This window comes from Bradyrhizobium sp. NC92 (assembly GCF_025200865.1).
In the GTDB taxonomy this organism is placed as follows: domain Bacteria; phylum Pseudomonadota; class Alphaproteobacteria; order Rhizobiales; family Xanthobacteraceae; genus Bradyrhizobium.
In genome coordinates this window covers 8,185,890-8,207,558 of the sequence record NZ_CP104171.1, presented here as the reverse complement: position 1 = coordinate 8,207,558, position 21,669 = coordinate 8,185,890, and the positions used below count along the sequence as shown (strand labels likewise).

General features: G+C 64.4%; 17 protein-coding genes. 9 read left to right on the top strand and 8 right to left on the bottom strand.

Annotated features, from left to right (window positions below; all coding sequences use genetic code 11):
- Window positions 1–51 precede the first annotated feature (51 nt).
- The 7 genes from N2602_RS38145 to N2602_RS38115 all read left to right on the top strand — a co-directional run bounded on the left by N2602_RS38145 (window position 52) and on the right by N2602_RS38115 (window position 8,884).
- On the top strand, window positions 52–1,188 hold the full coding sequence (locus tag N2602_RS38145; protein ID WP_260383808.1) for an acyl-CoA dehydrogenase family protein: 1,137 nt from the start codon (window positions 52–54) through the stop codon (window positions 1,186–1,188).
- 121 nt (window positions 1,189–1,309) lie between these two features.
- A complete protein-coding gene (locus N2602_RS38140) occupies window positions 1,310–2,473 on the top strand; it encodes an acyl-CoA dehydrogenase family protein (protein ID WP_260381294.1) in 1,164 nt (387 codons plus the stop codon).
- A complete protein-coding gene (locus tag N2602_RS38135) occupies window positions 2,473–3,129 on the top strand; it encodes a glutathione S-transferase family protein (RefSeq protein ID WP_212255900.1) in 657 nt (218 codons plus the stop codon). The genes N2602_RS38140 and N2602_RS38135 overlap by 1 nt, the downstream gene beginning before the upstream one ends.
- A gap of 194 nt (window positions 3,130–3,323) precedes the next feature.
- Complete coding sequence (locus tag N2602_RS38130) at window positions 3,324–4,124, top strand: helix-turn-helix domain-containing protein (protein ID WP_260381293.1); 801 nt, start codon at window positions 3,324–3,326, stop codon at window positions 4,122–4,124.
- A 189-nt stretch (window positions 4,125–4,313) separates the two neighbouring features.
- Window positions 4,314–5,183 carry a 3-keto-5-aminohexanoate cleavage protein gene (locus N2602_RS38125; RefSeq protein ID WP_260381292.1) on the top strand — a complete coding sequence of 290 codons (870 nt, stop codon included), beginning with the start codon at window positions 4,314–4,316 and terminating at the stop codon, window positions 5,181–5,183.
- Window positions 5,184–5,297: 114 nt separating this feature from the next.
- Window positions 5,298–6,914 carry an acyl-CoA carboxylase subunit beta gene (locus N2602_RS38120; RefSeq protein WP_260381291.1) on the top strand — a complete coding sequence of 539 codons (1,617 nt, stop codon included), beginning with the start codon at window positions 5,298–5,300 and terminating at the stop codon, window positions 6,912–6,914.
- On the top strand, window positions 6,911–8,884 hold the full coding sequence (locus tag N2602_RS38115; protein WP_260381290.1) for an acetyl-CoA carboxylase biotin carboxylase subunit: 1,974 nt from the start codon (window positions 6,911–6,913) through the stop codon (window positions 8,882–8,884). Before N2602_RS38120 ends, N2602_RS38115 begins: the two co-directional genes overlap by 4 nt.
- A 122-nt stretch (window positions 8,885–9,006) precedes the next feature.
- On the opposite strand, the gene N2602_RS38110 is transcribed toward N2602_RS38115, so the two are convergent.
- Window positions 9,007–10,335: an IS1182 family transposase gene (locus N2602_RS38110; RefSeq protein WP_212257604.1), complete on the bottom strand. Its 1,329-nt coding sequence runs from the start codon at window positions 10,333–10,335 to the stop codon at window positions 9,007–9,009.
- Window positions 10,336–10,634: 299 nt separating this feature from the next.
- Here N2602_RS38110 and N2602_RS38105 point away from each other — a divergent pair, with 299 nt between their 5' ends.
- Window positions 10,635–11,438 (top strand): hypothetical protein, encoded by an 804-nt coding sequence (locus tag N2602_RS38105; protein WP_260381289.1) that lies wholly within the window; start codon window positions 10,635–10,637, stop codon window positions 11,436–11,438.
- Window positions 11,439–11,521: 83 nt separating this feature from the next.
- Here N2602_RS38105 and N2602_RS38100 read toward each other — a convergent pair whose 3' ends face one another.
- Window positions 11,522–12,499, bottom strand: coding sequence for an ABC transporter substrate-binding protein (locus N2602_RS38100; protein ID WP_260381288.1), 978 nt, complete (start codon window positions 12,497–12,499; stop codon window positions 11,522–11,524).
- 190 nt (window positions 12,500–12,689) lie between these two features.
- On the opposite strand from N2602_RS38100, the gene N2602_RS38095 reads away from it, so the two are divergent.
- Window positions 12,690–13,754, top strand: a complete 1,065-nt coding sequence (locus tag N2602_RS38095) for an IS110 family transposase (RefSeq protein WP_260381287.1) — start codon at window positions 12,690–12,692, stop codon at window positions 13,752–13,754.
- A 508-nt stretch (window positions 13,755–14,262) separates the two neighbouring features.
- Here N2602_RS38095 and N2602_RS38090 read toward each other — a convergent pair.
- The 6 genes from N2602_RS38090 to N2602_RS38065 form a co-directional block, all read right to left on the bottom strand.
- Window positions 14,263–15,264: an ABC transporter ATP-binding protein gene (locus N2602_RS38090; RefSeq protein ID WP_260381286.1), complete on the bottom strand. Its 1,002-nt coding sequence runs from the start codon at window positions 15,262–15,264 to the stop codon at window positions 14,263–14,265.
- The gene (locus tag N2602_RS38085) at window positions 15,261–16,268 is read right to left on the bottom strand and encodes an ABC transporter ATP-binding protein (protein WP_172789679.1); all 1,008 of its coding nucleotides are present in this window, start codon (window positions 16,266–16,268) and stop codon (window positions 15,261–15,263) included. Before N2602_RS38085 ends, N2602_RS38090 begins: the two co-directional genes overlap by 4 nt.
- On the bottom strand, window positions 16,268–17,161 hold the full coding sequence (locus tag N2602_RS38080; RefSeq protein ID WP_260381285.1) for an ABC transporter permease: 894 nt from the start codon (window positions 17,159–17,161) through the stop codon (window positions 16,268–16,270). The genes N2602_RS38085 and N2602_RS38080 overlap by 1 nt, the downstream gene beginning before the upstream one ends.
- Window positions 17,162–17,352: 191 nt before the next feature.
- Window positions 17,353–18,300: an ABC transporter permease gene (locus N2602_RS38075; RefSeq protein WP_212255917.1), complete on the bottom strand. Its 948-nt coding sequence runs from the start codon at window positions 18,298–18,300 to the stop codon at window positions 17,353–17,355.
- A 32-nt stretch (window positions 18,301–18,332) separates the two neighbouring features.
- Window positions 18,333–19,931 carry an ABC transporter substrate-binding protein gene (locus tag N2602_RS38070; protein WP_172789682.1) on the bottom strand — a complete coding sequence of 533 codons (1,599 nt, stop codon included), beginning with the start codon at window positions 19,929–19,931 and terminating at the stop codon, window positions 18,333–18,335.
- A gap of 180 nt (window positions 19,932–20,111) precedes the next feature.
- Window positions 20,112–21,662, bottom strand: coding sequence for an AMP-binding protein (locus N2602_RS38065; RefSeq protein ID WP_260381284.1), 1,551 nt, complete (start codon window positions 21,660–21,662; stop codon window positions 20,112–20,114).
- Window positions 21,663–21,669 lie beyond the last annotated feature (7 nt).

Below are 21,669 nucleotides of genomic sequence, written 5' to 3'. Positions count from 1 at the left end.
AAGGTTCCAGCCATGGTGGCCGGGACGAATCCGTTCGAGGCAAGTCCCGCGATGAAGAGCCCGTTCTATACCGCCGAGCACGACGCGTTCCGCGACGTGATGCGGCGCTTCGTCGAGAAGGAGATCGCGCCCTTCGCCCATGAATGGGACGAAGCCGGCGAATTCCCGCGCGAGCTCTATCGCAAGGCGGCCGAAATCGGCCTGCTGGGACTTGGATTCCCGGAAGAATATGGCGGCATCGCCGCCGACCAGTTCATGAAGATCGTGGCGAGCCAGGAGCTTGCGCGCGCTGGCGCGGGCGGTGTCAGCGCGAGCCTGATGAGCCACACCATCGGCTCGCCGCCGATCGCGCGGGCCGCACGGGCCGAGATAAAGGCGCGCGTACTGCCGCAGGTGCTGTCCGGCGAGAAGATCTCCGCACTGGCGATCACCGAGCCGGGCGGCGGCTCCGACGTCGCGAACCTGCGCACCCGCGCGCGGCGCGACGGCGATCACTACGTCGTGAGCGGCGAGAAGACCTTCATCACGTCAGGCATGCGTGCCGATTATCTGACCGTTGCGGTGCGCACCGGCGGCGAGGGCGCCGGCGGCGTCAGCCTGCTCCTGATCGAGGGCGACACGCCCGGCCTGTCCAGGACGAAGCTGAAGAAGATGGGCTGGTGGGCCTCCGATACCGCGACGCTGCATTTCGACGAATGCCGCGTGCCCGCCGAGAACCTGATCGGCGAGGAGGGCCAGGGCTTCAAGATCATCATGCAGAATTTCAACAGCGAGCGCATGGGCATGGCGGCGAGCTGCACCGCCTTCGCGCGGGTCTGCCTCGACGAGGCGATCGCCTATGCCAAGGAACGCAAAACCTTCGGCAAGCCGCTCGCGCAGCACCAGGTCATCCGCCACAAGATCGTCGATATGGCGCAGAAGGTGGCAGCCTCGCAAGCGATGCTGGAGATGCTGGCCTGGCGGCTCGAGCAGGGCGAGAGCCCGGTCGCCGAAATCTGCATGATGAAGAACCAGGCGACCCAGACCATGGCGTTCTGCGCCTCCGAGGCCGTGCAGATCTTCGGCGGCGCCGGCTTCATGCGCGGCATCAAGGCCGAGCGCATCTACCGCGAGGTCAAGGTCAACGCCATCGGCGGCGGCACCGAGGAGATCATGAAGGATCTGGCGTCCAGGCAGATGGGGTTGTGACTTTCTGTCATTCCGGGGCGCGCGTAGCGCGAGCCCGGAATCCATCAGGCCGCATGCACCGTGGAGAAATGGATTCCGGGCTCATCGCTGCGCGATGCCCCGGAATGACAAAGGGGAAAGAATGCTATTCACCGCCGACCACGACGACATCCGCCGCTCCCTACAAAAGTTCATCGCCAACGAGATCAATCCTCACGTCGATGAGTGGGAAAAGGCCGACATCTTCCCGGCGCACGAGCTGTTCAAGAAGATGGGCAGCCTCGGCTTCCTCGGCCTGAACAAGCCGGTCGAGTTCGGCGGCTCCGGCCTCGACTATTCCTACGCGCTGATGATGGCCGAGGAGCTCGGCGCCATCACCTGCGGCGGCGTGCCGATGGCGATCGGGGTGCAGACCGACATGGCAACGCCGGCATTGGCGCGCTTCGGCTCCGACGAGGTGCGGCGCGAATTCCTCAACCCCTCGATCTCCGGTGACTACGTCGCCTGCATCGGCGTCTCCGAGCCGGGCGCAGGCTCGGACGTCGCCTCGATCAAGACCCAGGCACGCTCCGACGGCGACGATTACGTCATCAATGGCGGCAAGATGTGGATCACCAACGGCACCCAGGCCGACTGGATCTGCCTGCTCGCCAACACCGGCGACGGTCCCGTTCACCGCAACAAATCGCTGATCTGCGTGCCCATGAAGAGCAAGGGCGTCACCGTTGCGCGAAAGCTCGACAAGATGGGCATGCGCTCCTCCGACACCGCGCAGATCTTCTTCGACAATGTCCGTGTGCCCAAGCGCAACCGGATCGGCGAGGAGGGCAAGGGCTTTACCTACCAGATGATCCAGTTCCAGGAGGAGCGACTCTGGGGCGCGGCCGCCTGTCTGAAGGCGCACGAATACATCATCGACCAGACCATCGCGTACACGCGCAACCGGAAAGCATTCGGCAAGTCGATCCTCGACAACCAGGTGGTGCACTTCAAGCTCGCGGAGATGCAGACCGAGGTCGAGCTCTTGCGCGCGCTGATCTATCGTGCTGGCGAGCAGCTGGTCGCCGGCGAGGATGTGACGCGGCTCGCGACCATGGCCAAGCTGAAGGCCGGCCGGCTAGGGCGCGAGCTCACCGACGCCTGCTTGCAATATTGGGGCGGAATGGGCTTTACCAACGAGACGCCGGTCAGCCGCGCCTATCGCGACAGCCGCCTGACCTCGATCGGCGGCGGCGCCGACGAGGTCATGCTGATGGTCCTGTGCAAGATGATGGGTACGCTGCCTGGCAGCAAAGGAAATTCCTGATGATTACGCTGTATCATTGCGACGCCGCGCGCTCGTTCCGTCCGCTCTGGATGCTGGAGGAGATGGGGCTGCCGTATGAATTGAAGATGCTGCCGTTCCCGCCGCGCGTCTTCGCCAAGGATTATCTCGGCATCAATCCGCTCGGCACGATTCCTTTCCTGATCGACGGCGAGACCAGGATGACGGAATCCTCCGGCATCTGCCATTACCTCGGCACCAAATACGGCCCGACGCCGTTGATGGTCGGCCTGGAAGATCCCGCCTATGGCACGTTCCTGAACTGGATGTATTTCAGCGACGCCACGTTAACCTTCCCGCAGACGCTGGTGCTGCGATACACCCAGCTCGAGCCGGAGGAGCGCCGCAACCCGCAGGTCGCCACCGATTACGCGAAATGGTTCTTGGGGAGACTGCGCGCCGTTGAGGCAGCGACGGCGAATGCCGAAACATTGTGCGCGGGCCGCTTCACCGCTGCGGACATTGTCATCGGTTACGCGCTTCGGCTCGCGAGCAATATCGGGCTTGCCAAGGATTTCGGGCCAAACGTCGCAGCCTATTGGGCGCGCCTGCAGCAGCGCGACGGCTACAAGCGCGCCGTTGCTGCGGAGCAAAAGGCCGGGGAAGAGCAGAATGTCGCGCCTCGCGCGAGGGCGTAAGGGCCTGTGGCCGTCATTCCGGGGCGATGCGCAGCATCGACCCGGAATCTCGAGGTTCCGGGTTCGCGCTTTGCGCGCCCCGGAACGACAGCGCATGTTTTCATGACAGCGCTATCCTACCGTGACAGCGCCCAAATTTCCGCTAAGGTGACCTCCGTCCGCAGCGGCCAGAGAGCCGCGCGAGGAGGAACCCAATGGAATATAACGGTCGCGAATCCGACCATCTGATGCTGATCACGCCGGAGCGCGTGTTCTATGCGGGCCTGCTCGGCCGTCCGCGCAAGCGGACCCCCGGTTGCTGCCACGTCTATGTCGCGGTGAAGGGCAATCTGCACCTCACCATCGACGACGTCCTCGCCACCGGCGAGCTGTTCGTCACCCTGCCGAACCAGCGGCATTCCATCGCCAGCGACTACCGCACCGTGATCAGCGTGACGCTGGAGCCGGAGAGCATGCCGGATGGCGTGATCGAGGCCTTGGCCGCGCGCTTGACCGGACCTGACAGGGCCGCCTATGCCCGCAAGATCCTCGCCGCCTATGCGCTGCTGCGCCAGCGCCGTTATGGCGACATCACCACCGCCGAGTTCGACGAGATGTGCTTCGGCGAGGCGCTGCCGCGCCGTGTGCTCGACCCGCGCATCTCGCGCGCCGTGGCCCGCATCGAGCGCTTCTCCGGCGAGCCGGTGACGGCGGACACCTGCGCCGCGGAAGCTGGCCTCTCGGCCTCGCGCTTCCTGCATCTGTTCAAGGAGGAGACCGGCATCTCGTTCCGCTCCTTCCGGGCCTGGAAGCGTGCGCGGCATCTGCTGCACTTCGCCAACCAGGACCTCAACCTCGCCCATCTCGCGCAGGACATCGGCTATCCCGATTCCACGCATTTCAGCCACTCGATCCGCCGCTTCTACGGCCTCAAGCCGCGCGCGATCTTCGTCGGCTCGCGGGATCTCGCGATCTATCGCAGCACCGAGACGGTGCGGATGGCGGAGGCATCGTAGCTTCGTAGGGTGGGTTAGCCGAAGGCGTAACCCACCAATTCTGTCTCTGCGAAGATCAAAGAGGTGGGTTACGCCTTCGGCTAACCCACCCTACGGATCTCCTTTCCCAGCTTCTCCGCGCAAGAAGCCGCATGTCGCGCGGCACATGATCGCAAGCGTTGAATTCTCAACGTGCGAGACATTGAACGCATGAGCGACGACAAGGCCGTCATCACCTGCGCGCTGAACGGCGTGCTCACCGACCCCAGGCAGCACAACGTGCCCGTGACGCCCGAGCAGATGGCGCGCGAGGCCAAGGCTGCGTTCGAGGCCGGCGCGTCCATCATGCACATCCATCTGCGCCAGCAGGGGCCGGGCAAGGGGCATCTGCCGTCCTGGGAGGTCGCGGTCAGCAAGGAGATCCAGCAGGCGATCCGCGAAGCCTGCCCGGGCGTGATCATCAACCACACCTCGGGCGTGTCGGGGCCGAACTACTCCGGCGCGCTCGACTGCATTCGCGAGACCAGGCCGGAGATCGCCGCCTGCAATGCCGGCTCGCTGAATTATTTGAAGGTGAAGGCCGACAACAGCTGGGCCTGGCCGCCGATGATGTTCGACAATTCGGTCGAGAAGGTGAAGGACTATCTCGACGTCATGAACGCCGTCGGCACCATTCCCGAGTTCGAATGCTTCGACGTCGGCATCGTGCGTTGCGTCGGGATGTACACCCAAGTCGGCATGTACAAGGGCCCGCTTGAATACAACTTTGTGATGGGCGTCGCCTCCGGCATGCCGGCCGACCCTGAATTGCTGCCGATCCTGATCAAGCTGAAGCGTCCCGAGGCGCATTGGCAGGTCACCGCCATCGGCCGCGAGGAGATCTGGCCGCTGCACCAGCGCTGCGCCGAGCTCGGCGGTCACTTGCGCACCGGCCTTGAGGACACGTTCTACCTCGCCGACGGCAAGAAGGTGACGTCGAACGGTCAGCTCATCGAAGCCGTCGCCGCCTGCGCAAGGCGCGCCGGCCGCGAGATCGCGTCACCGGCCGAGGCGCGGAAGATCTTTGGGACGAACAGGTAAGGTATCGCCTCACCCGTCATTGCGAGCGAAGCGAAGCAATCCAGAATCTCTCCGCGGAAGCAGCCTGGATTGCTTCGTCGCTTCGCTCCTCGCAATGACGAGCAGGATCAAGTCATGTCCATTCTCGAAAACACCATCTCCCCCGGCAGCGCCAGCTACCGCGCCAATCGCGACGGCATGCTCGGGCTGATCGATCGCATGCGCGCGCTGGAAGGGCGCACGCGCGCGGCCTCGGCCGCGGCGAAGGACCGCTTCCACAAGCGCGGCCAATTGCTCCCGCGCGAGCGCGTCGCGCTGGTGCTCGATCCCGGCGCGCCCTTCATCGAGCTGTCGACGCTCGCCGGCTACATGTTCGACGTGCCGGATGCGAGCAAGAGCGTGCCGGGCGGCGGCGTCATCGCCGGCATCGGCTTCGTCTCGGGCATCCGCTGCATGGTCAGCGCCAGCGATTCCGGCATCGACGCCGGCGCGCTGCAGCCTTATGGCCTCGACAAGACGCTGCGGGTGCAGGAGCTCGCGCTGGAAAACAAGCTGCCTTATGTGCAGCTGGTCGAAAGCGCCGGCGCCAATCTGCTGCGCTACCGCGTCGAGGATTTCGTTCGCGGCGGCAACATTTTTCGCAATCTGGCGCGGCTCTCCGCTGCGGGTCTGCCGGTCGTCACCGTCACGCACGGCTCCTCCACCGCGGGCGGCGCCTATCAGACCGGCCTCTCCGACTACATCGTCATGGTCCGCGGCCGCACCCGCGCCTTCCTCGCCGGGCCGCCGCTGCTGAAGGCCGCGACCGGCGAGATCGCGACCGAGGAGGAGCTCGGTGGCGCCGAGATGCACACGCAAATCTCCGGCCTCGGCGATTATCTCGCCGAGGATGATCGCGACGCGCTTCGCATCGCGCGCGAGATCATGGCGGCGATGGAATGGGAGCGGCCGGGCAGGGCGGCTCCAGAGTTCAAACCGCCGCGCTACGATCAGGACGAGCTGCTCGGCATCATGCCGATGGACCACAAGCGCCCGGTCGACATGAAGCAGGTGATCGCGCGCATCATCGACGATTCCGATTTCACCGAGATGGCGCCGAATTACGGCCCGGCCACTGTCTGCGGCCATGCCCGCATCGAGGGCCAGGCCATCGGCATCATCACCAACAACGGCCCGCTCGATCCCGCCGGCGCCAACAAGGCGACGCATTTCATCCAGGCCTGCTGCCAGACCCGCACGCCGCTGCTCTATCTCAACAACACCACCGGCTACATGGTCGGCAAGGCCTATGAAGAGGCCGGCATGATCAAGCACGGCTCCAAGATGATCCAGGCGGTCACGTCGGCGACGGTGCCGCAGATCACCATCTATTGCGGCGCCTCGTTCGGTGCCGGCAATTACGGCATGTGCGGCCGCGGCTTCCATCCGCGCTTCTGCTTCTCCTGGCCCAACGCCAAGACCGCGGTGATGGGCGGCGAGCAGGCGGCCGAGACCATGGCGATCGTGACCGAGGCCGCCGCGGCGCGCCGCGGCAAGCCGATCGAGAAAGACAAACTGGACGCGATGAAGGCGCAGATCATCGGCGTGTTCGACGGGCAGATGGATGTGTTCTCCACCAGCGCCCGCGTGCTCGATGACGGCGTGATCGATCCGCGCGACACCCGCGCCGTGCTGTCGGAGGTGCTCGCGATCTGCCGCGAGGGCGATGCGCGCACGCCCCAGCGTATGCAATTCTCGGTGGCGCGCCCATGAGGAACGGATCAGTGCAGCAGCGGCCGTTCTTCAAGATCCTGGTCGCCAACCGCGGCGAGATCGCGCTGCGCGTGATGCGCAGTGCGCGGCAGCTCGGCCTTGGCGTCGTCGCGGTCTATTCCGATGCCGATCGCGATGCGCTTCATGTGAAGCAGGCCGATCAGGCCGTGCGCATCGGCGAAGCCCTGCCGGCGCAATCCTATCTCAACATTCCCGCGATCATTGCCGCGGCCAGGGCCAGCGGCGCGGATGCCGTTCACCCCGGCTATGGCTTCCTCGCCGAGAACGAGGAGTTTGCGCGCGCCTGCAAGGAAGCCGGCCTCGTCTTCATCGGCCCGTCGCCGCAGGCGATCGAGGCAATGGGCAACAAGGCCGGCGCCAAGGAGATCATGAAGAAAGCCGGCGTGCCGATCGTGCCCGGCTATCAGGGCGCAGACCAAGGCGACGAGGTCATGCTCGCGGAAGCCAGAACGATCGGCTTTCCCGTGATGATCAAGGCGGTCGCCGGCGGTGGCGGGCGCGGCATGCGGCTCGTCACCGATGCGGCATCATTCCCCGATGCGCTGCGCAGCGCGCGGTCGGAAGCGAAGGCCGCGTTCGGCGATGCCACACTCATCCTCGAACGTGCGATCCAGAACCCTCGCCACATCGAGATCCAGGTGTTCAGCGACAGCCACGGCAACGCCATCCATCTCGGCGAGCGCGATTGCTCGGTGCAGCGGCGGCACCAGAAGCTGATCGAGGAGGCGCCATCGCCCGCCGTCACGCCGGAGCTGCGTGCGAAGATGGGCGAGGTTGCGGTCGCAGCGGTTAGGGCGTTGCGCTATGAGGGCGCCGGCACGCTGGAATTCCTGCTCGACCAAGGCGGTGCGTTCTACTTCATGGAGATGAACACGCGACTCCAGGTCGAGCATCCCGTGACCGAGGCCATCACCGGGCTCGATCTCGTCGAGCTGCAGCTGCGCGTGGCGCGCGGCGAACCCCTGCCGGTGAAGCAGCAGGACATCAAGTTCTCCGGCCACGCCATCGAGGTGCGGCTGTGCTCGGAAGATGCCGGGCATGATTTCATGCCGCAGTCCGGCCACATGGCGCGCTGGCACGTGCCAGAGGGCATCCGCGTCGAGCACGCGTTGCAATCGGGCTCGGAGATCCCGCCGTTCTACGATTCCATGATCGCCAAGGTGATCAGCCACGGCGCCACACGCGAGGAGGCGAGGGGGCGGCTGATCGTCGGGTTGGAGCAGCTCACCGCGTTCGGCGTAACCACGAACCAGGCGTTCCTGTTGTCCTGCCTGCGTCATCCCGGCTTTGCCAAGGGCGAGGCGACGACGGCGTTCATCGGCACGCATCGCGATGACTTGCTGGCGCCGCGCGCGGACGCGGCATTCGAGACCGCGCTGGCGGGCCTGCTGCTCTACGTCACCAACCCGCGTGCACCGTCCTGGCAGGACGGGCGGAGCCTCGCCGCCACTTTTCCGCTGCCGGCGAAAATCGAGATTGCCGGCCACGCGCACGAGCTCGACATCACGCGCGAGCGCGACGGCAGCTACACCGTCGCCGCCGAAGGCCGCCAGGAGAAGTTCGAAATTGATCAACTCGATCCCGACGTCATCCGCTTCCGCCACGCTGGTGTGATGGACAGCGCCAAATTCCTGCGCGACGGCGATCGGCTCTACCTGCAGCACCGCGGCATCCCGCTCGCGGTCACCGATCTCACCCTCGCCGCGCCAAAAGCGGCCGCAAGCAATGGCGGCGACGGCAAGGTCCGCGCCGCCATGAACGGCCGCGTGGTCGCCGTGCTGGTCAAGCCCGGCGACCGCGTCACCGCCGGCCAGCCGGTGCTGACGCTGGAAGCGATGAAGATGGAGCACGTCCACAAGGCCGGCATCGACGGCGTGGTCAGCGCGATCGACGTCGCCGAAGGCGAGCAGGTGACGACGGGACGGATCGTCGCGGAGATCGGGGCTTAGTCGGCACCGCGAGCTCCGCAATCGTAGAGCCTGTGAGCCAATTCGTTTTGTTTCGGCTTCGGCATCAAGGGGTGGTATCGCCCCTTGATGGGGGAAGCCGGCGGCGTCAGGCTGTTGGTTATCTATGCTTTTGCGAGACGATGCCCTTGCAGGATGTTGTTGGTGAGGGCGTACCAGAGCACGACGGCACGGACCTTCTCGATGCCGCGCACGGTCAGTTGCCTGAGGTCCCAGTTGCGCCAGCGGGCATGGATGCATTCGCAGATGGTACGGGCCTGGTACTGTGCCTTGCCGGCTTCGCTGGCCATGCGAGCACGCCAGGCCGCTATGCCAGGACCGTCGCTGCTCCGGGGTAAGAAGGGATCGACACCGCTCCTGGATTGGGGCGGTGGACAGTAAACCTCGATGCCCTCGCCATGCGCCCATTCGATGTCGTCGCCAGTGCAGAACCCGCCATCGGCGAGGTAGCGGCGTGGCAAGCGCTTCAGCCGAGCGCGCGTTCGCTCCAGCATCGGGCGCATCAAGCCACGATCTGAGCCGCTGTTGTCGACATCGATCGCGACCACGATCAGTTCGCCAGCCGCGCTAGCCACCTGCACATTATAGGCCGGACGGAAGCCGGCATCGGCCATCTTCATCACCCTGGCCTGCGGGTCGGTGGTGGAGGCCCGAGGCTCCTTCGGCTTCTTGCCATTGCCGCCCTTGTCGTCGAGCTGTTTTCGCTTGCGCTTGATCTCGGCCAGCGCGGCCTGCGCGGCTTGCACCCGCTCGCTGCGTTCGCGCGCCGCCCGCTCTTTGGCGGCCCGGATCCGCCGATTGCTGGCTTCCGGGTCCGCATCGACCTCGCGCTTGAGCTCTTCCACAATGGCCTCGGCCTGCGCCATCTGCCGATCCAGCGTCGCCTCCCGCCGGAAAGATCCGGTCCCGGCATTCGCTCGTATCCGCACCCCGTCCTGGGTCAGCTTCTCCAGATCGACCAGCCCTGCCTCGTTCAGGGCCACCAGATGTTCAACCAGCAAACGGTCGAGCAAGTCGGCACAGCCGACCCGGAAGTCCGACAGCCCGTGATGGTTCAACGACACGCCACCGCAGAGCCAGCGGTAGACGTCGTGGCTGTCGCAGAGCCGGTCCAGCGCCCGCGCGCTGCCAACGGCATCGCTCGCGGCGTACAGCCAAAGCGCCAGCAACAACCGTGGCGATGGCGCCGGATGGCCCGGCCTGTTTTCCCGTGCCTTGACGCGATCTTCCAGCTCGCTCAGGTCCAGCCCTTCGACATAAGCCCAGATCACCCGCGCTGGATGATCCTGCCCGATCAGGCTGTCGATATCGACCGCTCGCAATTCGACCTGATTGCGCACAGGCTCGCGCAGCCGAGGTGCGCCTTGCGGCACCGCTTCGGTTCGTGCCGACTGCTCCGGCAATTCACCAAAAAGTCCGTCGTCAGCCATCATCCTCTCCAGCAGATCAGTCTGCCCAGAGAATCACATTCGTCTGACGCGCGGTACAAAAGATTCACAGTCTCGTAGGGTGGGCAAAGGCGCAAAGCGCCGTGCCCACCATTCGTTTCGATCGGCAAAGAGGTGGTGGGCACGCTTCGCTTTGCCCACCCTACGGCACCTCTCGAAAGCCAAATTACAAATGATTTCAAGAGAGTTATTGCATCACAAGAGCTTGCGCACAATCTCTATTGAACATTGTTCATTCCTGGACTACAAATAATGAACTTTGTTCAATCAACTTGGAGCCTCGCATGTTGCACGCCGATGACCCCGCCCAAGCGGCCACTGCCAGGCTGCCTTCAGTGTCCCGCCGTTTTGTATTGGGCGCGTTGCAAGCCCGCGAAAAATACCTGCTTGCTGCATTCATCATCCTGATCCTGGCTGCGCTCTTTGCGCCCGCATTGCCCGCCTCCGCCTGGCACATCCCGCATTTCGTCGACGACCGCACCTGGCTCGGCGTGCCCAACGCCGGCGATGTGCTGAGCAATCTCGCCTTCCTCGCGATGGGTGTGTGGGGCTCGGAACGACTGCGTGCCCGCAATGATGCGCCGGTGGGTGCCAGCTGGTTCTTCGTGGGCCTGATCCTCACGTGCCTGGGCTCAGGCTTCTATCATCTCGATCCCGACATGCCGCAGCGGCTCGTCGCCGATCGTCTGGGCATGGCGGTCGCGTTTGCAGGATTTCTCGGCATCGCCGCCAGCGAGCGGATCAGCACGCGCGCAGGCGAAGCGGTGCTGGTGCTGACCATGATCACGGGCCTGTTAGCTGCCTGGGTCGCACGCGAGAATCTCACGCCATGGGTGATCGTGCAGTTCGGCGGCATGGCGCTCGCCGTGGGGCTCGCGTTGACGCGTCCCCGGCCCGGCGCGCTTGGCGTGCCGCTCGGCGGCGTGATCGTCTTCTATGTGCTCGCCAAGCTTCTCGAGCTGGGTGATGTGACCGTGTTCGAAGCGACCGGGCACATGGTCTCGGGCCACACGCTCAAGCATCTCGCCGCCGCGCTCGCGGCCTGGCCGGTGATCCGGGCGCTGGGACCTAGGCCGTGTACGCACTAAGCGGCTGGCCGCCGGCCCCATACTTTCGGAGAAGCGGCAATCTCGCTGAGGAAGCGGACTAGTCCGACGGCACGACAATACGTTTATTCAATCACCTGATCCGCACGGGCGAGCAACGTTGGTGGAATCACGATGTTCAAGGCAGTAGCGGTCTTGACATTGACCACCAACTCGAACTTTGCCGGCTGTTGAATCGGAAGCTCAGCAGGTTTGACGCCTTTGATGATCTTATCGACGTATGCTGCGCCTCTCCTGAACAGGTCGACGAGGTCGGGGCCGTAGCTCATGAGCGCTCCCATTTCGGCCGCATCGCGATAACCAAAAATTGCCGCTAGTTGTGCCTCCCGCGCAGCATCAACGATATTGCGCCGATACGTCCAAAGTAGCCCTTCTGGAAAAACAATGAGTCCCTCAACGTTTCCGCGAAGTGAACGGAATGCAGTGTCGATCTCCTCCGCTCGGCGCACATCATAAGCGTTGAGAGTAAGCTTTTGCAGTTGTGCTGCCTGCTTTACCGCATCAAGATAGAAACGGCTGCCGGGGTTGCCAGAATTCCAAAGCGCGCCAATTCGAGTGAGTTTAGGGGCTGCTTCGTGCAGAAGCTCGAGCATTTTAGCGTTTGTTTCCGGCGTGACCTCCAAAGAAAAGCCAGTCAAGTTGCCACCCGGATGAGAGATGCTGGCAGCGAGTCCACCTCCTACGGGATTAACGACGGCAAGCGCGACGATTGGTATCTGTGCCGTAGCCTTCTTGATAGCAACAGCTGGCGGATGGCCAGCCGTGACAATCACGTCGGGCTCACTCTGGACCAACTCGCGCGCTACGTCGTCATATTCGCTCTCATGCCCCGCCATCCAGCGGTATTGGATAGAAATGTTGCGCCCCTCACTATAACCTAACTCCTTCAATCCTTGCCTGAGGGACTCGGCAAGAGGGTTCGGGCCAGCCGCAACCGAAAAGAAAACAACTCGCCATCCCTTTCCTGATCTCTGCGCCCTAACCGATCGCGGCGCAAGCACCGAGACAATTCCGCTTGCAACGAGGCCTCGTCTATCGATCATGCGACGCTCCCCCTGAAGGTGCGTTACGCCTTTGCAACGGCAGGATACTCGCTTACGCCGCCCGTGACCCGCGAAACAAGGTCGCAGCGAGGAGGAGGTCAGCCGTGATATCCGCTAATGGGATGGTCCGGCCGTGCTCCTGCCCCGCCAGCGATAAGCTGGCCAGGGGCGCCAAGACAAGGAGCACGCCATGTCCAAGACACCCAGTACTGCGATCGCCGTGATCGGCATCGATATCGGCAAAAGCTCGTTTCACGTGGTGGGCCACGATGCACGCGGCGCCATTGTGCTACGGCAAAAGTGGTCGCGTGGCCAAGTGGAAGCGCGGCTCGCCAATATGGCGCCTTGCCTGATCGGCATGGAAGCCTGCGTCGGCGCACATCATTTGAGCCGCAAACTCGCATCGCTTGGTCACGATGCCAAGTTGATGCCGGCCAAATATGTCCGCCCCTATAGCAAGAGACAGAAGAACGACTTCAATGATGCCGAAGCGATTGCCGAAGCCGTGCAGCGCCCGACGATGAAGTTCGTAGCAACCAAGACCGCGGAGCAACTGGATCTGCAGGCGCTGCATCGGGTGCGCGAGCGGCTGGTGTCGCAACGCACCGGCATCATCAACCAGATTCGCTCCTTCATGCTGGAACGCGGGATAGCGGTGCGCCAGGGCATCGGCTTCCTGCGCACAGAACTGCCCACCATCCTTGCGACGCGCACCGATGCCCTGTCGCCACGCATGTTGCGTGTAATCGAGGAGTTGGCAGGCGACTGGCGTCGGCTGGATCTGCGCATCGATGGCCTATCCCGCGAGATCGAAGCCCTGGCCCGTCAAGATCAGGCATGTTCGCGCCTGATGACGGTGCCCGGCATCGGGCCGATCATTTCGAGCGCCATGGTGGCCGCGATCGGCACTGGAGACGTCTTCTCCAAAGGCCGTGACTTTGGCGCGTGGCTCGGACTGGTGCCCAAGCAGATCTCGACGGGAGATCGCACGATCCTTGGCAAAATCTCAAGGCGCGGCAATCGCTATCTGCGTGTTCTGTTCGTGCAGGCGGCATGGGTTGTGCTGGTCAGGATAAAGAACTGGGAACGCTACGGGCTCGGATCCTGGATCGAAGCCGCCAAGAGGCGATTGCACCGCAACGTGCTGGCGATCGCGCTCGCCAATAAGCTCGCCCGCATCGCCTGGGCGGTGCTGGCTAAAGGGCGCGCCTTCGAACTGACAAGGACCACCGATGCAGGCGTCCGACCCGCTTGATCCTCGCGCCGTGCTCGGCGCGGTCAAGGCGCGGCCTGGAAACGCCGGAGCCAGCCGCAAGCCAAGCGCGACGGCCGGCCTTGACCGCCCCTGCGCGCGACGCGACGCCGTCCTGCGGGCCGGGACGAAGGAACGGCCCCTGGCTCGAACAAAGGAACTACGAGGTACGAGGAGCAAGCCATGACGTAACCCCATCAACACGTTCCAGCCGAGGTCTGCGAGAGGATGAGACGAGATGGAGGTTCGGTCTTCCCGGCGCATGCGAACACTGGTGACCCAAATGGCCCAATCGAGGCCTGTCCGCTAATAAGAACGCACGCGCGCTGATATCCATGGTGGCCCGGAGAAAATGCTCCAATCAAAGGCCGGATACATTGATGCAAGACCACTCACCACCTGATCGACGAACCTCTTGCTACGCACGGCCGGACCATACAAACGGGTCAAAAGCGCTAACGCTCTGCCCAGCAGAAGACTTCCACTCTTCCCTTCGGAGCCGACATTGCTTTTATGAGGACACGCCCTGCTGGCTCCGTCCCGTCCCGTCATTGAGCAGGCACGCCACCTGATGCCCAGCGCCGGCATCCAGCAGCGCCGGCCGCTCCGTCTTGCAGCGCTCCATCGCAAACCGGCAGCGGGTGTGAAATGCGCAGCCCGAGGGCGGGTTGACCGGGCTCGGCACGTCGCCGTCGACCAGCGGCGCGAGCTTCTTCGCCAGCGGATTGGCGATCGGCACCGAGGCGAGCAGGGCCTGCGTGTAGGGATGCCTGGGATTGCGGAACAGCTCGTCCTTGTCGGCGATCTCGACGATGCGGCCGAGATACATCACGGCGACGCGGTGGCTGATATGGGCGACCACGGCGAGGTCGTGCGCGATGAAGAGATAGGAGAAGCCGTGCTGCCGCTGCAGGTCGATCAAAAGGTTGATGACCTGGGCCTGGATCGAGACGTCGAGCGCGGAGACCGGCTCGTCACAGACGATCAGGCGCGGCCCCAGCGCCAGTGCGCGGGCGATGCAGATGCGCTGGCGCTGGCCGCCGGAGAATTGATGCGGGAAATTGCGCATCTGGTCGGGCCGCAACCCCACCTGCTCGAACAGTCTTGCGACCCGCGTCTCCAGCTCCTTGCCGGTGGCGAGCCCGTGCACGGCGAGCGGCTCGCCGACGATGTCGCCCGCGGTCATGCGCGGATTGAGCGAAGCGAAAGGATCCTGGAACACGATCTGCATCGAGCGGCGGTGCGGGCGCAGCGCCGTCTTGGAAAGATGCGTGATGTCCTCACCGTCGAGACGGATCTGACCCGAGGTCGGCTCGACCAGCCGCAGCACGCTGCGCGCCACCGTGGACTTGCCGCAGCCGGATTCACCGACGAGGCCGAGCGTCTCGCCGGTGCCAAGCGCGAACGAGACGCCATCGACCGCATGCACGGTGCCGACCTGCCTTCGCAGCACGCCGGCGCGCACGGGGTAGTGCTTTTTGAGGTCGGTGACTTCGAGCAGCGCCTCGGTCATGCCACCTCCGCGACTTCTTCGGCGCGCCAGCAGGCGGCGAGATGGCCGCCGCCCCAATCCGCCAGCGGCGGATATTCGGCTTCGCAACGTTTGATGGCGAGCTTGCAGCGCGGCGCGAAGGCGCAGCCTTGCGGCAGGCGCACCAGCGACGGCACCGTTCCCGGGATTTCGTTCAGCCGCGCCGGCGCGGCGACGCCGGAGGCCGGCACCGCCGGGATCGAGGCCATCAGTCCCCGCGTATAGGGATGCTTCGGCGCGGCGAACAGCGCTTCGACGCCGGCTTCCTCGACCTTCCGCCCCGCATACATCACGATCACGCGTTGCGCGGTCTGCGCGACGACGCCGAGATCGTGCGTGATCAGCACGAGCCCGGTGCCGAGCTCCTTCTGGAGGTCGAGGATCAGAGCCAGGATCTGCGCCTGGATGGTGACGTCGAGCGCGGTGGTCGGCTCGTCCGCGATCAGGAGCGCCGGCCGGCACGCGAGCGCCATCGCGATCATCGCGCGCTGGCGCATGCCGCCGGAGAGCTGATGCGGATATTCGCGCGCCCGACGCGCCGGTTCGGGAATGCGCACCAGCCGCAGCATCTCGACCGCGATGCCTTGCGCCTCTTTGGACGATATATTCCGGTGCAGCCGCACCGCCTCGACGATCTGGTCGCCGATCCGCATCACCGGATTGAGCGAGGTCATCGGCTCCTGAAAGATCATGGAGATGCGGTTGCCCCTGACCGCGCGCATCTCTGATTCATCCAGCGCCAGCAGGTCGGTGCCTTCGAGCGAGACCGAGCCGCCGACGATGCGGCCGGGCGGATCGGGCACGAGGCGCATCAGCGACAGCGCGGTGACGCTCTTGCCGCAGCCTGATTCGCCGACGATCGCCAGCGTCTCGCCGCGCTTGACGCTGAAGGAGAGGTCGTCGACCGCCTTGAACAGGCCGGAATTGGTGAAGAACACCGTCTTCAGGTTCTTCACATCGAGCACGAGATCGGTCTTGTCTGCCATCAGCCGCGCTGCCTCGGATCCAGGATGTCGCGCAGGGCGTCACCGAACAGATTGGCGCCGAACACAGCGAGGCTGATCGCGATGCCCGGGAAGATCACCAGCCACGGCGCGGTGCGGACATACTCGGCGGCGGATTCGGACAGCATACGCCCCCAGGACGGATAGGGCTCGGGAATGCCGAGGCCTAGGAAGGACAGCGAAGCCTCGGTCAGGATGGTCGAGCCGAGCTGTGCGGTGGCGAGCACGATCAGCGGTGCCAGCGTGTTCGGCAGCACGTGGCGCAGCGCGATCCGCATCTCGCTCATGCCGATCGACTTGGCGGCCTCGACGAATGGCTGCTCGCGCAGCGCCAGCGTATTGGCGCGGATGACGCGCGCCACCGTCGGGATCAGCGGAATGGCGATGGCGATGATCACGTTCGGCAGCGACGGCCCGAGCGCGGCCGTCATCACCAGCGCCAGCACCAGCAGTGGCAGCGCCTGCAGCACGTCCGAGACGCGCTGGAACACCAGATCGACCCAGCCCGAGAGATAGCCGGAGGTGAGGCCGACGATCACGCCGATGGTGCCGCCGAGCAAGGTCGAGCCGATGCCGACTGCGAGCGAGATCCGCGCGCCGTGGATGATGCGGCTGAACACGTCGCGGCCGAACGAATCGGTGCCCATCCAGTGCGCCAGGCTCGGGCGCGCCAGCGCGCGGGCGGAATCCACCGTCAGCGGATCGTAGCGCGCGATGACATCGGCGAAGATCGCCGTCAGCACGAAGGCCGTCATGATGACGAGCCCGGCCGCGCCCAGCACGTGCCGCTGCGCCATGAACAGCACGCGCCGCCAGCCCCCGGTCGCATGCGCCCCGGCCCGCCTCAGTTCAACGTCGAAATCAATGGCGGCCATATGCCTCTCCGCGGGGAGAAACACCTCTCCCCATCGGGGAGAGGTCGGCGCGTAGCGCCGGGTGAGGGGGCTCAGGTCTCAAGACGGAGTGTAACCCCTCACCCGGATTGCATCTTCCGATGCAATCCGACCTCTCCCTATAGGAGAGGTAGAGCACCGCCGTCGCGTCAGATTGTTCCAACCTCATGCTTTTAATCCGTGTACCTGATCCGCGGATCGAACACCGCATAGAGCATGTCGACGGTGAAGTTGGCGAACACCACCACGACCGCGATGAACATCACGAGGTTCTGCACGATCGGATAGTCGCGCCAGCGGATCGCCTCCACCAGGAAGCGCGCGACGCCGGGGATGTTGAACACGGTCTCGGTGACGATCAGGCCGCCGATCAGGAACGCCGCCTCGATGCCGATCACGGTGATCACCGGCAGGATCGCGTTCTTCAGCGCGTGGTGATAGTTCACGGCCGCATCGGAGGCGCCCTTGGCGCGGGCGGTGCGGATGTAATCCTGCCGCAGCACCTCCAGCATCGAGGAGCGCGTGATGCGCATGGTCAGCGCCGCGCTGCGGAAGCCGACGGCGGCGGCCGGCACGGCGTAGGTCGCGAACGCCTCGAGCCAGGTCTTCGGATTCGGATTGAAGATCGGCATCTGGCCGAACATCGCCACCGACGCGGTGAGAATCAGAAGGCCGAGCCAGAACGAGGGCAGCGACAGGCCGCTGAGGCTGACGACGCGCAGCGCGTAGTCGAGCTTCGTCCCCTGCTTCACCGCGCTGATGACGCCCAAGGGAATGCCGATCGACGCCGAGAACAATAGTGCGAGGCCGGCGAGCCGCGCCGTGATCGGAATCCGCGGCAGGATCTCCTGCAGCGCCGGCTTCTCCGAGACATAGGAGTAGCCGAAATCGCCGCGCAGGAAGCCGCCGATCCAGTGCAGATATTGCGTCACCAGCGGCTGGTCGATGCCGAGCTGTTTCTCCAGCTCCGCCTTGTCGGCGGGATCGACGTAGCCGGCGGCGGCGAACAGGATGTCGACGATGTTGCCGGGCACGATGCGCAGCAGGAAGAAGATGACGACCGAGATCCCGAACAGGGTCACGAGCATCAGGAACAGGCGCCGCACCAGATAGGCAAACATGCATCGCCCTCCGCGCTAGTCGTCAGCCTGGCTTACTTGTCGAGCCACACATCCTCGTAGCGGAAGCCGTTGTAGGAGCTGTTCGACATGATCGTGACGCCCTTGACATAAGGCTGCCAGCAGGTGCCGGCGCGTGCATGGAAGATGATCGGGCGGGCGACGTCCTCCTGTAGCTTCTTGTCGATGTCCCACACCAGCGGCCTGCGCTTGGCGAGGTCGGTCTCCTGCGACTGCACGTCGAACAGCTTCTCGATCTCCTTGTTGCAATAATTGGTGTAATTCCGTTCCGAGCCGCAGGAATAGTTCTCGTAGAACGACTGGTCGGGATCGTCGACGGAATTGCCGGTGAGGTTGAGGCCGAGCATGTAATCCTTGCGCGCGACCTTCGGGAACCAGTTCGCGGTTTCGACGACGTCGAGCTCGCCGTCGATATAGATGGTCTTGAGCTGGTCGATCAGGATCACGGCGGGGTCGCGATATTCGGCGATGTTGCGTGTCGAGACTTTCACGTTGAGGTGCTTGTCCGGACCGTAACCCGCCTTCTGCATCAGCTTCCTGGCTTGCTCGCGGTTGGCGTTGATGTCCCGGCCATAGCCCGGAATGGTCTCCAGCTTCTCCTTCGGCATGCCCCAGATGCCCTGCGGCGGCGGCAGCATGGTGCCGCCGATGTCGCCCTGGCCTTCGAACAGGATGTCCACGAACGCCTTGCGGTCGAGCGCGAGCGACATCGCGCGGCGGATGTCGATGTTGTCGAACGGTGCCGAGGTCGAATTGACGATGATGTTGGTCGAGACGTTGGTCGGCTCGACGACGCAGGTCGCGTTCGGCGCCTGCGACTTGATGTCCTTCAGCAGCGGGATCGTGATGTGCGTCGGAAAGGTCATGTCGAACTTGCCGGCGACGAAGGCCAGGATCGCGGTCGAGCGGTTGGTGATGATGGTGTACTCGACGCCGTCGAGATAGGGCAGGCCCTTCTTCCAATAGTCCGGATTGCGCGTCAGCTTGATCGATTCATTGGCCTTGAACTCGACGAACTTGAACGGCCCGGTGCCGATCGGATGGGTGCGCATGTCCCCCGGCGAGACGTGACAGGGATAGACCGGCGTGTAGCCGGAGGCGAGCATCGCCAGCAGCGAAGGCTGCGGCCGCTTCAGGTCGAAGGTGACCTCGAATTCGCCGTTCGTCGTGACCTCGTTGACCTCGCTGTACCAGGCCTTGCGCGGATTCTGCCGCAGCTTCTGCTGCGACTTGCCCATCAGCAAATCGAAGCTGCACTTGACGTCGGCCGAGGTGAACGGCTTGCCGTCGTGCCATTTCACGCCCTGGCGCAGCTTGAACGTCAGCTTCTTGTTGTCGCTGCTCCAGGACCAGCTTTCGGCCAGCTCCGGCCGCAAAGTATCGGGGCTGTTCTGCGCGATGTGCTGATCGTAGATGAGGAGATTGTTGAACACCCCCATGAACGGCACGTTGATCGAATAGGTCGCGCCTTCGAGGATGGAGGCGTTGGCCGGGCTGTCGCGGTGATACATCCGCAAGATGCCGCCCTGTTTGGGCTCGCCGGCGAGCGTGACGGTCGAGGCCGTCAGCACAGATAGCGCCGCCATTGCGGCGAGCGCCCACACGCTCCGCATGCTCATCCTCCCTGGACCTCGGCCTTTGCGGCCTGTTTGTCCGGACGATAGCACGCAAGCGGGCGGAGGCAACCGCTAAGGCCACATGCCGCCTCGACAATTCGGATGACGGAAGGCCGCAGGGTGTTCATCGTCTCACGATGAGAGTGCGGTTGCGAAGAGCGCGCGCGCCGAGCGCCGTCACACGATCCGCGAGGCCTTGTTCCCCCAGTACCGGTCCCGCAGCAGCCGCTTGTACAGCTTGCCGGTCGGCAGCCGCGGCAATTCCTTCTCGAAATCGACCGAGCGCGGCACCTTCTGCCGCGATAGCGATTTGGCGCAGAACGCGATCAGCTCTTCGGCGAGCGCCGGCCCCGGCACCACGCCCGGCATCGGCTGCACCACCGCCTTCACCTCTTCGCCGAGATCGGCATTGGGCACGCCGAACACGGCGGCGTCGGCGACCTTGGGGTGGGTGATCAGGAGATTCTCGCATTCCTGCGGATAGATGTTCACCCCGCCGGAGATGATCATGAAGGTGGCGCGGTCGGTCAGGTACAGGAAGCGGTCGGCATCGACATAGCCGACGTCACCGACCGTGCTCATGCTGCCATCGGCAGAGCGCGCCTCCTTGGTCTTCTCCGGGTCGTTGAAATATTCGAACGGCGTTGCCGTCTTGAACCAGACCTGGCCGGGCGTGCCGGTCGGGCATTCCCGCATGTTCTCGTCGAGGATATGCAAATCCCCGAGCAGCACCTTGCCGACGGTGCCGCGATGCGCCAGCCATTCCTCGCTGTTGCAGGCGGTGAAGCCGAGGCCTTCGGTGGCGCCGTAATATTCGTGGATGATCGGTCCCCACCATCTGATCATCTCGTCCTTGACCTGCGGCGGGCAGGGCGCGGCGGCGTGGATCGCGATCTCCAGCGAGGACAAATCGTAGCGCTTGCGCACCTCCTCCGGCAACTTCAACATGCGCGAGAACATCGTCGGCACCAGCTGCGTGTGGGTGATGCCCCATTGCTCGACCAGCTGCAGGTAACGCTCGGGATCAAAGCTCTCCATGATGATCACGGTGCCGCCCATGCGGATCGTGAGGTTCACGGCAGCCTGCGGCGCGGAATGATAGAGCGGCGCCGGCGACAAATAGACCATGCCTTCGCGGTAGTGCCAGAGCCTCAACAGGAAATCGAACAGCGGCAGATTGTGCTTCGGCGGCTCCTCCGGCAGCGGGCGCAAGATGCCCTTGGGCCGTCCCGTCGTGCCGGAGGAATAGAGCATGGCGGTGCCGAGCCATTCACCTTCGATCGGCGTTGCCGGCAGACCGGCGGTCACCTCCGATAGGCCAACGATGCGCTCGCTCTCGCCGGGGCCGTCGGCGACGATGCAGAGCTTGATGTCGGGGCAGGCCTGGATCGCCTCGCGCGCGATGGCGAGCTTGGCCATCGACGTGATCAGGATCTTCGACTGGCTGTTGACGAGCAGATAGGCGAGCTCGCCCGGCGTCAGGAACGAGTTGATGCAGGTGTAGTAGAGCCCGGAGCGCTCGCCCGCGCCGCAGGCTTCGAGATAGCGCGCGTTGTTCTCCATGAAGATCGAATAATGGTCGAGCCGCTTCAAGCCGTGCTTGCGGAACAGATGCGCCAGCCGATTGCTGCGCGCGTCGAGCTCGCGATAGGTGACGGCCTCGCCCGTCGCCGCCATGATGAAGGCGGGCTGCAGCGGGCGCAGGCGGGCGTGTGTACCTGTGTACATCGATCCT